This window comes from Alcaligenes ammonioxydans (assembly GCF_019343455.1).
In the GTDB taxonomy this organism is placed as follows: domain Bacteria; phylum Pseudomonadota; class Gammaproteobacteria; order Burkholderiales; family Burkholderiaceae_B; genus Alcaligenes; species Alcaligenes ammonioxydans.
Map to the genome: position 1 here is coordinate 261,185 of NZ_CP049362.1, position 12,392 is coordinate 273,576.

General features: G+C 53.3%; 7 protein-coding genes, 2 tRNA genes and 3 rRNA genes. 9 read left to right on the top strand and 3 right to left on the bottom strand.

Translation table 11 applies throughout. From position 1 onward, the window contains the following. The first annotated feature begins 7 nt into the window (after positions 1–7). The 3 genes from FE795_RS01165 to lipB are packed head-to-tail and all read left to right on the top strand — an operon-like array spanning position 8 to position 1,829. Positions 8–880, top strand: coding sequence for a D-amino acid aminotransferase (locus FE795_RS01165; RefSeq protein WP_131071176.1), 873 nt, complete (start codon positions 8–10; stop codon positions 878–880). After that, a complete protein-coding gene (locus FE795_RS01170; protein ID WP_003804783.1) occupies positions 877–1,149 on the top strand; it encodes a DUF493 family protein in 273 nt (90 codons plus the stop codon). The genes FE795_RS01165 and FE795_RS01170 overlap by 4 nt, the downstream gene beginning before the upstream one ends. 17 nt (positions 1,150–1,166) lie before the next feature. Then, positions 1,167–1,829, top strand: coding sequence for a lipoyl(octanoyl) transferase LipB (gene lipB, locus FE795_RS01175; RefSeq protein WP_003804782.1), 663 nt, complete (start codon positions 1,167–1,169; stop codon positions 1,827–1,829). 78 nt (positions 1,830–1,907) lie between these two features. Here the strand turns inward: lipB and FE795_RS01180 are convergent, their stop codons facing one another. After that, the gene (locus FE795_RS01180) at positions 1,908–2,699 is read right to left on the bottom strand and encodes an enoyl-CoA hydratase (protein ID WP_131071177.1); all 792 of its coding nucleotides are present in this window, start codon (positions 2,697–2,699) and stop codon (positions 1,908–1,910) included. Between the two features lie 202 nt (positions 2,700–2,901). On the opposite strand from FE795_RS01180, the gene lipA reads away from it, so the two are divergent. After that, positions 2,902–3,906: a lipoyl synthase gene (gene lipA / locus FE795_RS01185; RefSeq protein ID WP_003804777.1), complete on the top strand. Its 1,005-nt coding sequence runs from the start codon at positions 2,902–2,904 to the stop codon at positions 3,904–3,906. A 236-nt stretch (positions 3,907–4,142) separates the two neighbouring features. Here the strand turns inward: lipA and FE795_RS01190 are convergent, their stop codons facing one another. Together FE795_RS01190 and FE795_RS01195 are read right to left on the bottom strand one after the other, a co-directional pair. Continuing rightward, complete coding sequence (locus FE795_RS01190; RefSeq protein WP_059318346.1) at positions 4,143–4,478, bottom strand: hypothetical protein; 336 nt, start codon at positions 4,476–4,478, stop codon at positions 4,143–4,145. A gap of 30 nt (positions 4,479–4,508) precedes the next feature. Then, a complete protein-coding gene (locus tag FE795_RS01195; protein WP_039944039.1) occupies positions 4,509–5,246 on the bottom strand; it encodes a uracil-DNA glycosylase in 738 nt (245 codons plus the stop codon). A gap of 1,476 nt (positions 5,247–6,722) precedes the next feature. Between FE795_RS01195 and FE795_RS01200 the strand changes: the two genes are divergently transcribed. The 5 genes from FE795_RS01200 to rrf all read left to right on the top strand — a co-directional run bounded on the left by FE795_RS01200 (position 6,723) and on the right by rrf (position 12,071). Then, positions 6,723–8,259, top strand: a 16S ribosomal RNA gene (locus FE795_RS01200). 93 nt (positions 8,260–8,352) lie between these two features. Then, a tRNA-Ile gene (locus FE795_RS01205) sits at positions 8,353–8,429 on the top strand. Positions 8,430–8,440: 11 nt separating this feature from the next. Then, a tRNA-Ala gene (locus tag FE795_RS01210) sits at positions 8,441–8,516 on the top strand. A 378-nt stretch (positions 8,517–8,894) separates the two neighbouring features. After that, a 23S ribosomal RNA gene (locus FE795_RS01215) occupies positions 8,895–11,779 on the top strand. A 179-nt stretch (positions 11,780–11,958) separates the two neighbouring features. Beyond that, a 5S ribosomal RNA gene (gene rrf / locus FE795_RS01220) occupies positions 11,959–12,071 on the top strand. Together the 16S, 23S and 5S rRNA genes with 2 tRNA genes alongside form the textbook arrangement of a ribosomal RNA operon. Positions 12,072–12,392 lie beyond the last annotated feature (321 nt).

Here is a 12,392-nt window from a genome sequence, read left to right on the forward strand (position 1 = left end):
AAACCCTATGATTGCAGGCATTGACCCCGATAGCATTGTTTACCTGAATGGCGATTTCGTGCGCTTGGGTGAGGCCAAGATTTCGGTACTGGATCGAGGTTTCATCTTTGGCGACGGTATCTACGATGTCGTGCCTGCTTACCATGGCAAACCCTTTCGTATTGATGGGCATCTGGGGCGTCTGGAGCGCAGCCTGGCGAAAGTGGGGATTCACAATCCCTTTAGCCGCCGTGAATGGGAAAAGCTGGTGCTGGATATGCTGGCCCGCTCGGGCCGGGGCGCTGACTGCATGGTCTACATCCAAGTGACCCGTGGCGTTGCCAAGCGTGATCATGCCTTTCCGGACCATGTGTCACCCAGTATTTTCATCATGGTCTCGCCTTTCAAGCGTGTGCAGCAAGAGCGCGAGACGGGTTTGAAGGCTGTGACCATTGACGATGAGCGCTGGTTGCGTTGCGATATAAAATCTACTTCGTTGCTGGGTAATGTGTTGGCTAAGCAGCAAGCTGTCCAGGCGGGTGTGGACGAGGTCATTCAGTTCAGAGATGGTTTTCTGACAGAGGGGGCTTCCTGCAACATCTGGATCGTGCGCGATGGCACCTTGCTGGCCCCCATGCGCAACAACCTGATCCTGGAAGGGGTGCGCTACAGTTTGATGGAGGAGCTTGCCGCTCAGGCAGGCATTGCTTTCCAGGCACGGCAGATCTTACGCGCAGAGGTCGACACTGCCGACGAAATTTTGATGACGTCAGCGACCAAAGAGGTGCTGCCCATCGTTGTATTTAATGGTCAGCCCGTCGGTGACGGGCTACCCGGCCCTGTCTTTGCCAAATTGCGCGAAGGCTATGACAAGGCCATCAAGGCTGCGGAGCAAGCATGACAATTTCACCCGAAGAATCATTAATTGAATATCCCAGTGACTTTCCTATCAAAGTCATGGGCCAGACCCACGACACCCTGCAAGACGAATTGCTGGCAATTGTTCTGGAGCACGACCCCGACTTTGACGCCGCCACCATTGAAGTGCGGCCCAGCAAGGCGGGCAATTACACTGGCCTGACTTTTACCGTGCGGGCCGTCTCGCGTGAGCAGTTGGATAATCTCTATCGTGCCCTGCACGCGCATCATCTTGTGCGCGTGGTGATGTAATCAGGGACCCGGCGTTCATGTCCGACTCTGTTCGTATTAAATGGTTTGAGCGGCCTAGCGCCTATGAGCCCATCTGGCAGGCGATGCGCGCTTTTACCGAATTGCGCGGGCCGGACACGCCGGATGAAATCTGGCTTGTGGAGCACACCCCCGTTTATACCCAGGGGCAGGCCGGCAAGCCGGAGCATTTGCTCAATGCGGGTGGTATACCCGTGGTGCAAACCGACCGGGGCGGACAGATTACCTACCACGGCCCGGGTCAGCTGATGGTGTATTGTCTGTTTGACCTTCGCCGGGCGGGGCTGTACGTCAAAGAATATGTGCGTCTCCTGGAAGAGGCGGTAATGGCTTGTCTGAGCCATTTTGGGGTTGAGGGTGCCTGCTGCAAACCGGGTGCGCCTGGGGTGTACGTGCCGCAAGCGCGATGTAAGACCGAGCTGGCCAAGATCTCCGCGCTGGGCGTCAAAATCCGTAATGGCCGTTCTTACCATGGCCTTGCCTTGAATATAGGGATGGATCTCAAGCCGTTTGGCGGTATCAATCCCTGTGGCTATGAAGGGCTGCAGACCACGGATATCGCGTCGCAGGGTGTGGAGGTCTCCTGGGAGCAGGCGGCACAGTATCTGGCTGATTATCTGGCCCAGGCGATCACGTCGCGGGCAACGGCCACGGTTGCTTAGTGCGCGGTGACACAAGAGCACCGTTTCCCGTTACGGTGCTGTGTTCTCTTTAACCTTCATTTCAGGTCAAGCGTCACCTCAGGTGCCGCTCCATTGCGGCATGCGTTTGCTGATAAAAGCGTCAATGCCTTCGCAAGCATCATTGCTCATCATGTTGTCGGCCATGACCTGGCCTGCGTAATCGTAGGCATGTTCGATAGCCAGGCTGCGCTGGCGATAGAACATGGCTTTGCCGGCCCGCACGGCGACCGGACTTTTTGCCATGATGCTGTCGGCCAGTCGTTGTACCGTTTGATCCAACTGATCTTTGGGGACTGCATAGTTGATCAACCCCAGCTCTTGAGCCCGCTGAGCACTGATGAATTCGCCCGTCATCAGCATTTCCATGGCGGCCTTGGGGGGTATGCAGCGTGACAGGGCAACGGCAGGGGTGGAGCAGAACAGGCCAACGTTAATGCCGGACACGGCAAAGCGGGTGGATTCGGAGGCAACAGCCAAGTCGCAGGTTGCAACTAGCTGACAGCCGGCGGCGGTGGCCAGCCCTTGCACACGGGCAATCACCGGTACGGGCAGGGCCAGCACACTTTGCATGACGCGACTGCAACGGCTGAACAGCTCTCGGTAATAGTCGTGTTCAGGTTTGGCGCGCATTTGCTTCAGATCATGCCCCGCGCAAAAAGCGTTACCTTCGGCCTGGATGATGACGCATTGCAGACTGGGTTCCCGGCCCAGTGAGTCCAGAATGTGTTGTAACGAGTTCAGCACTTCTTCGGACAGCGCGTTGTACTGTGCGGGTCGGTTCAAGGTGATGCGGGCCAGTCCCCCCTGTTGCTCAAGCAGGACAGGATCGGCAGGGTGCTCGTGTGACATGCAAGTCTCCGTACTTATAGTATTTGCAGGTTTTATTCTCGGGTGTTGCTGCATTCCTAAGTCGACCTCTATATTAGAGGGGTCTGGTACAAACTATCGCCCTTGTTCTAGGCGCTTGTAAAGCGAAGGGGCTACAATGGCCCACTGCGCCCATCGTTGAGTGATGATGTTGTTCGCACGCTGTTTTTCTATTTAGACGCCTATGACCACCCCTACCGATCCATCCGTCGATTCCAAACCTACTGTGCGCCCTCGCGTTGTTGAGTATGACGCCACGCAAAAGCAGAAAGCCGAGGCCAAGACCTCGCGCATTCCCATCAAGGTCGTGCAGGCAGAGCGTTTGAAAAAGCCTGACTGGATTCGGGTGAAAGCGGCTGCGCCGAACTCCCGTTTCTACGAGATCAAGGAAACCCTGCGCGAACACAAATTGTTTTCGGTGTGTGAGGAAGCATCCTGTCCCAATATCGGGGAATGTTTTGGCAAGGGCACAGCGACGTTCATGATCATGGGCGACAAATGCACCCGCCGTTGTCCCTTCTGTGATGTGGGTCATGGCCGCCCTGATCCTCTGGATGAGAACGAGCCCGCCAATCTGGCCAAGGCGATTGGGGCCATGAAGTTGTCCTACGTGGTAATTACCTCTGTGGACCGTGATGACTTGCGTGATGGGGGTGCGGCTCACTTTGTGGAATGTATCCGCCAGGTGCGCGAGCATTCTCCTTCCACGACCATCGAAGTGTTGGTGCCCGACTTTCGCGCACGTCTGGACCGAGCCCTGGGCATCCTGAATGCCTGCCCGCCGGATGTCATGAACCATAATCTTGAAACCGTTCCTCGTTTGTACAAGCAGGCGCGTCCTGGTTCGGACTATCACCATTCCTTGAAGCTGTTGCAAGAGTTCAAGAAGCTGCATCCCAATATTCCGACTAAATCGGGTCTGATGGTGGGCCTGGGTGAAACCAACGAAGAGATTTTGGAAGTGATGCGCGATATGCGTGCTCACGATATTGATATGCTGACCATTGGTCAGTATCTGCAGCCCTCGGGTCACCACTTGCCCGTGATGCGTTATGTGACGCCCGATGAGTTCTTGATGTTTGAACGTGAGGCCTATGCAATGGGCTTTACTCATGCCGCCGTGGGCGCCATGGTGCGTTCGTCCTATCACGCCGATCAGCAGGCACATGCTGCAGGTGTGCAGCCTTGAAATCCCAGTGGGCGGGTTGAAATGCAATCCGGCTAAGAGATGAAGAAACCCGGCTTTGGTGCCGGGTTTTTTTTGCCCTTACGACCTTGCCATGCCCATGAGGGCCACTGGCGCATCGGCGCTGAGTGTAGGAGCGGGCAAATGGGGGCGCGCCAGCGGGGGCGGAGCTGCGGTCAGCTTGCTCGGCATTGTTCAAGTCCTCTGTGCCAGTGAGGGCAGGGCCGGCGCAGCAGTCCTTATGTCGTTTGGTCCTGGATCAGAGCCTTTGCAGATAAGCCCTCTATATAAGGCTCCAGTGCCTCATCGTAGTCTTCGACGCCTAAATACCAGGCTGTCAGACCGGTGCTGTCTTGCTTGAGATCCGTCCAGCAGAATAAAGAACGGTCAAAGGAGTCCTTGATGGTTTCGTTCACGAATGTGAACAACTCATCCAGCAAGGGCAAGGTGCTCAGCGGAACGGCAAAGGGAGTTTCCCCCTGGAACTGCCAGCTATATTGTTCGAGCAGTTCGTTTGACCATTGGGCATGCTGCTCTTGGGAGCTTAGTTCGGGATTGGCAGGGCTTAAAGGCATGGTTTTGTATGGGGTAAAGGGAAGGGATGGTCAGGCACCAGTGGCAAACCATTGGATAGGCGTGGCACCTTGTTGTGTGAGCCACTCATTGGCTAGTCGAAAATGACCGCAGCCAATAAATGGGACCGGTGGGCGACGCGCAGCCAAAGGGGAGGGATGATTGGCTTTCAGAATCAGATGGGGGCATTGAGCCTGTTGCTGGATCAATGCCTCTTTGGCCTGGGCATGAGCACCCCACAACATATACACAATAGGGCGTGTACTTTGCTGGGCCAGGTTCATCAGTAAAGCGTCGGTAATTTGCTCCCAGCCTTTCTTGGCGTGAGAGGCAGGCAAGCCATCCTCGACGGTTAGGGATGTGTTCAAGAGCAACACGCCTTGTCGGCCCCAGTTGCTCAGATCATGGCTGGGCGGGAGAGGGGTCTGGGGATACTCCAGTTCCAGCTCTTTGAAGATATTGCGCAGACTAGGTGGTGCAGGGCAGGTGTCCGGAACCGAAAACGACAGTCCCTGGGCTTGATCGGGGCCGTGGTAAGGGTCCTGACCCAGAATCACGACGCTGACCTTTTGTAGTGGTAGCAGCTCCAAAGCACGGAACGGGGCGGCGGGATAAATGACGGCACCGTCCTGGCATTCCTTGTCCAGCCACTTGGCTAATGTTGCCAGTATGTTCTGTAGCTCTGGCTGATCCAGGGTGGCGCGCCAGTCAGCGGGAAGGCGAGCGACCTGATCGAGAATGTTCTCGGTCAGGAGATTATTGGATAGCATTTCCTCGCCAATCAGGCTGAGCTGTGTCGTGGGGGCTTGAGAAGATGAGCGTGCCATACAGAGTCTGCATGCAAAGTTAGTTGTCTGCTTATTGTAATAGGGGAGCGTCGACCGACCTATCAGCTTGGATGCCGCTTTCCTTCTCTATATAGAGGGGCATGTTGAATCGAAGCGAGAAGGACGGCATGTCGCCTCTATATATAGAGGCGAGGGTTGTGATGCTACAGAAGGAGGTCCAACTTACTTCCCGGCAAGCGCGTCAACGTTATAAGTGCTCCCCCCTAAGAGGGCCTGTCACGCGGGTGGGTTTCCATCTGGTCTACCAACCTACCTATCCCTATCCTTGTCCCTATCTATCTATCTATCTATCTATCTATCTATCTATCTATCTATCTATCTATCTATCTATCTATCGGTCTGTCTGTCTGTCTGTCTGTCTGTCTGTCTGTCTGTCTGTCTGTCTGTCTGTCTGTCTGTCTGTCTGTCTGTCTGTCTGTCTGTCTGTCTGTCGGCGAGAGCTTTTTAAGATAGGAAGCTGATGGACGAGCTTAGAAAGGGAGTGCAGAGCAAAAAACCATGAGCTTGGGGGCTCTTCTACAGGCCATATCGATGGTTTCACCTCAGGTTCTCAAGTTATGGGCATTCTCCACGTCTGGATGGTCAGTGTTGTATTGTTTTGTTTCATTTTAGATTGTTCATATTTAACAAAGGTTTAGTGTATAAATTGATGGCTTGACGCTGATTTCCATGAAATAGTTAGGTAAAAAACTTGCAAAGCCAAATTTCATCGTGCTATAGTTCTTTTCTCGCTGCGGCACACACAGGGTTTTCCCTCAAAGCGCCGCAGAGAGCAGTTAGACAAGATTCACCGCCTTGGCCAAGAGGCCCGCACCGAAACTTGCCTGACTGAGTCAGGTAACTGACACGGTGTAAAACCCGGAGCTTGACAAATCAGAAAATTCTGTGTTAAAGTTCTAGGTTCTGCTCCAGAGAACGCAACGTTAAGTTTTTAGCTGGTTGTAAACAGCGCTGAAAATTTACCCTTGTTTGTGAAGTTGAATGGTTGGCCTCACGGTTGATTGTTCGCCAGGCAGTTCGGAACGAAAGTTCTGGTTTAAGCGGGACGAGTTGGACGGTTTTAAAACTTTCTAACTTCTTCAAAAAAAACGCTTGACACACTGCCTGATCTGCTTCATAATCTCGTTTCTCTGCTGCTAACACAGCAAGGCACGAAGCGCCAAGCGCGACGAGCCAGCCGGGTTAGTCAGTGGAACGACAGGTAACTGTCACTGCTCTTTAACAATTAACAGCCGATAAGTGTGGGCGCTTGGAATGAGCGAGTCGAACCCTTCGGGGATCGCCACAAGTTTGTATCAAGTGCTCACAAACGAAAGATGAAGAATTACCTTGTGTAACTCTGAATTTTTCTTTGAGACACAATCGGTCTCGTCGCAAGACGGGACAACCACAGAGATTAAACTGAAGAGTTTGATCCTGGCTCAGATTGAACGCTAGCGGGATGCTTTACACATGCAAGTCGAACGGCAGCACGAGAGAGCTTGCTCTCTTGGTGGCGAGTGGCGGACGGGTGAGTAATATATCGGAACGTGCCCAGTAGCGGGGGATAACTACTCGAAAGAGTGGCTAATACCGCATACGCCCTACGGGGGAAAGGGGGGGATCGCAAGACCTCTCACTATTGGAGCGGCCGATATCGGATTAGCTAGTTGGTGGGGTAAAGGCTCACCAAGGCAACGATCCGTAGCTGGTTTGAGAGGACGACCAGCCACACTGGGACTGAGACACGGCCCAGACTCCTACGGGAGGCAGCAGTGGGGAATTTTGGACAATGGGGGAAACCCTGATCCAGCCATCCCGCGTGTATGATGAAGGCCTTCGGGTTGTAAAGTACTTTTGGCAGAGAAGAAAAGGCATCCCCTAATACGGGATGCTGCTGACGGTATCTGCAGAATAAGCACCGGCTAACTACGTGCCAGCAGCCGCGGTAATACGTAGGGTGCAAGCGTTAATCGGAATTACTGGGCGTAAAGCGTGTGTAGGCGGTTCGGAAAGAAAGATGTGAAATCCCAGGGCTCAACCTTGGAACTGCATTTTTAACTGCCGAGCTAGAGTATGTCAGAGGGGGGTAGAATTCCACGTGTAGCAGTGAAATGCGTAGATATGTGGAGGAATACCGATGGCGAAGGCAGCCCCCTGGGATAATACTGACGCTCAGACACGAAAGCGTGGGGAGCAAACAGGATTAGATACCCTGGTAGTCCACGCCCTAAACGATGTCAACTAGCTGTTGGGGCCGTTAGGCCTTAGTAGCGCAGCTAACGCGTGAAGTTGACCGCCTGGGGAGTACGGTCGCAAGATTAAAACTCAAAGGAATTGACGGGGACCCGCACAAGCGGTGGATGATGTGGATTAATTCGATGCAACGCGAAAAACCTTACCTACCCTTGACATGTCTGGAATGCCGAAGAGATTTGGCAGTGCTCGCAAGAGAACCGGAACACAGGTGCTGCATGGCTGTCGTCAGCTCGTGTCGTGAGATGTTGGGTTAAGTCCCGCAACGAGCGCAACCCTTGTCATTAGTTGCTACGCAAGAGCACTCTAATGAGACTGCCGGTGACAAACCGGAGGAAGGTGGGGATGACGTCAAGTCCTCATGGCCCTTATGGGTAGGGCTTCACACGTCATACAATGGTCGGGACAGAGGGTCGCCAACCCGCGAGGGGGAGCCAATCTCAGAAACCCGATCGTAGTCCGGATCGCAGTCTGCAACTCGACTGCGTGAAGTCGGAATCGCTAGTAATCGCGGATCAGAATGTCGCGGTGAATACGTTCCCGGGTCTTGTACACACCGCCCGTCACACCATGGGAGTGGGTTTCACCAGAAGTAGGTAGCCTAACCGCAAGGAGGGCGCTTACCACGGTGGGATTCATGACTGGGGTGAAGTCGTAACAAGGTAGCCGTATCGGAAGGTGCGGCTGGATCACCTCCTTTTAGAGCGAATGGCTCGCAAAGCGAAAGCGTCCACACTTATTGGCTGTTAGTTTATGTCATGACCATTGAAGGTATCGCCCACTGGTGATAGATGGGTCAGTAGCTCAGTCGGTTAGAGCACCGTCTTGATAAGGCGGGGGTCGTTGGTTCGATTCCAACTTGACCCACCAACGATTACCTCGGGGGATTAGCTCAGCTGGGAGAGCACCTGCTTTGCAAGCAGGGGGTCGTCGGTTCGATCCCGTCATCCTCCACCACCGCTTTTATAGGTGGTTGTCGATACAGCAAGGTCCATGACAGAGTATCGGGCACAGACAAACAACGGTTTGCCTGGCGCTAGATTCAACGAAGAGTGTTCTTTTTAAAGAATACTGCTCGTTGGGTTATGCAACCCACGAATTGCTCTTTAACAATTAGGAAGAAGCACAACGAAGGTGTGTTGTCTAATAAACGCAAGACGATTAGTCGACTTGTGATGACAATACACGGGTTGTGATTGCAACAGAACAAATTATGTTCAACGAAAGTTCTCAAAAATATAGACGTTGTCTGATCTTCGGATTGGATAACAGCTAAGGATTGATGAACGGCAACAACGTATACTCATATTCCTATAACAGCACCAAGCGTTATAGGATCAAGCGAATAAGTGCATATGATGGATGCCTTGGCGATCACAGGCGATGAAGGACGCGGTAGCCTGCGAAAAGCTACGGGGAGCTGGCAAACAAGCTTTGATCCGTAGATGTCCGAATGGGGAAACCCACCGTAGCAATACGGTATCCCATGCTGAATACATAGGCATGTGGAGGCGAACCGAGTGAACTGAACCATCTCAGTAACTCGAGGAAAAGAAATCAACCGAGATTCCGGAAGTAGTGGCGAGCGAAACCGGACCAGCCTGGATGTTTTAGCGTATTGAATAGTCGAATGGAATGGAAAGTCCAGCCGTAGCAGGTGATAGCCCTGTAGGCGAAATTCAGTACGTGGAACTAAGCATCGAACAAGTAGGGCGGGACACGTGAAATCCTGTCTGAATATGGGGGGACCATCCTCCAAGGCTAAATACTCGTGATCGACCGATAGTGAACCAGTACCGTGAGGGAAAGGCGAAAAGAACCCCGGAAGGGGAGTGAAATAGATCCTGAAATCGTATGCATACAAACAGTAGGAGCACCCTCGTGGTGTGACTGCGTACCTTTTGTATAATGGGTCAGCGACTTACATTCAGTGGCAAGCTTAACCGAATAGGGGAGGCGTAGCGAAAGCGAGTCCGAATAGGGCGATTCAGTCGCTGGGTGTAGACCCGAAACCAGGCGATCTATCCATGGCCAGGTTGAAGGCACGGTAACACGTGCTGGAGGACCGAACCCACTAATGTTGAAAAATTAGGGGATGAGCTGTGGATCGGAGTGAAAGGCTAAACAAGCCTGGAGATAGCTGGTTCTCTCCGAAAACTATTTAGGTAGTGCCTCGTATATTACTGCCGGGGGTAGAGCACTGTTATGGCTAGGGGGTCACAGCGACTTACCAACCCATGGCAAACTCCGAATACCGGCAAGTACAGTACGGGAGACAGAGCACCGGGTGCTAACGTCCGGACTCAAGAGGGAAACAACCCAGACCGCCAGCTAAGGTCCCTAACTATGGCTAAGTGGGAAACGAAGTGGGAAGGCATAGACAGTCAGGAGGTTGGCTTAGAAGCAGCCATCCTTTAAAGAAAGCGTAATAGCTCACTGATCGAGTCGTCCTGCGCGGAAGATGTAACGGGGCTAAGCCATAGACCGAAGCTGCGGATGTGTACTTTTAGTACACATGGTAGGAGAGCGTTCCGTAAGCCTGTGAAGGTGTTCCGTGAGGAATGCTGGAGGTATCGGAAGTGAGAATGCTGACATGAGTAGCGATAAAGGGGGTGAAAAGCCCCCTCGCCGTAAGTCCAAGGTTTCCTGCGCAACGTTCATCGGCGCAGGGTGAGTCGGCCCCTAAGGCGAGGCAGAGATGCGTAGCTGATGGGAAGCGGGTTAATATTCCCGCACCGTCGTAGAGTGCGATGGGGGGACGGATTGCAGAATGTTATCGGGGTGTTGGATGTCCCCGTTGGCGCATCATAGAAGGCACTTAGGCAAATCCGGGTGCGTAATTCAAGGGTGTGACTGGATAGAGCTTCGGCTCTAAACTAACTGGAAGCAGTTCCAAGAAAAGCCTCTAAGCTTCAGCTCTACGAGACCGTACCGCAAACCGACACAGGTGGACGGGATGAATATTCCAAGGCGCTTGAGAGAACTCAGGAGAAGGAACTCGGCAAATTAATACCGTAACTTCGGGAGAAGGTATGCCTCATTAGTGTGATGTGCCTGCGCACAAAGCATGAAGAGGCCGCAGTGAATCGGTGGCTGCGACTGTTTACTAAAAACACAGCACTCTGCAAACACGAAAGTGGACGTATAGGGTGTGACGCCTGCCCGGTGCCGGAAGGTTAAGTGATGGGGTGCAAGCTCTTGATCGAAGCCCCGGTAAACGGCGGCCGTAACTATAACGGTCCTAAGGTAGCGAAATTCCTTGTCGGGTAAGTTCCGACCTGCACGAATGGCGTAACGATGGCCACACTGTCTCCTCCTGAGACTCAGCGAAGTTGACATGGTTGTGATGATGCAATCTCCCCGCGGCTAGACGGAAAGACCCCATGAACCTTTACTGTAGCTTTGCATTGGATTGTGAACCGGCCTGTGTAGGATAGGTGGGAGACGTTGAAGCGTGGTCGCCAGATCGCGTGGAGTCATCCTTGAAATACCACCCTGGTCTGTTTGCGGTTCTAACCTAGGTCCCTTATCGGGATCGGGGACCGTGCATGGTGGGCAGTTTGACTGGGGCGGTCTCCTCCTAAAGTGTAACGGAGGAGTTCGAAGGTACGCTAGAGACGGTCGGAAATCGTCTTGATAGTGCAATGGCATAAGCGTGCTTGACTGTGAGACTGACAAGTCGAACAGGTACGAAAGTAGGACATAGTGATCCGGTGGTTCTGTATGGAAGGGCCATCGCTCAACGGATAAAAGGTACTCTGGGGATAACAGGCTGATACCGCCCAAGAGTTCATATCGACGGCGGTGTTTGGCACCTCGATGTCGGCTCATCTCATCCTGGGGCTGTAGCCGGTCCCAAGGGTATGGCTGTTCGCCATTTAAAGAGGTACGTGAGCTGGGTTTAAAACGTCGTGAGACAGTTTGGTCCCTATCTGCCGTGGGCGTTGGATACTTGACGGAGCCTGCTCCTAGTACGAGAGGACCGGAGTGGACGTACCACTGGTGTATCGGTTGTCATGCCAATGGCATTGCCGAGTAGCTACGTACGGAAGAGATAACCGCTGAAGGCATCTAAGCGGGAAACTCGTCTGAAGATTAGGTATCCCGGGGGCTTGACCCCCCTGTAGGGTCGTCCGAGACCAGGACGTTGATAGGCTGGGTGTGGAAGTGCAGTAATGCATGTAGCTAACCAGTACTAATTGCCCGTGTGGCTTGATCCTATAACCCTTGAGGTTGTAGTGAGTTAAGTTGTTGACCACAGAACGTAATATTGAAGTGCAGCGCAACCCGCGCTCGACACCTTCGTAACCGCTGCTAGCTGATCCGTACTGATCGCTGGCAGTGTGCTTCTTCCAATTGGCTGGGACGTCCCCTAAAGACGGCCTGGCAACCAGTTACGCTTGACGACCATAGCAAGGTGGTCCCACACCTTCCCATCCCGAACAGGACTGTGAAACGCCTTTGCGCCGATGATAGTGGACGGACGTCTGTGAAAGTAGGTCATCGTCAAGCTCTTATTGCTCAAAACCCCCGCAAGCATCCCTTGCGGGGGTTTTGTTTTATGGGTCGCCAACGCATCGGCGACGGATACACCGGAACGATGCTGATCGTCTGGCCCCTGGGTTACGACTTCAGACGTACCACCCCCCTCCCCAAAGCCCGTTCTGGGCACTGCCCATCCCTTCTTGTTGCAGACTACGTCTCTTGGCCCAAGACGATGGGGTCAGTTATTGCGTATGCTTCCTGGGCTTGAGAGTTGATGTTTAGTCCTCTGCGGGTGCTACCTGTACGATGGCAGCCCTACGAGGGGCGGGTTCAGCCTTAGCGGCTTGC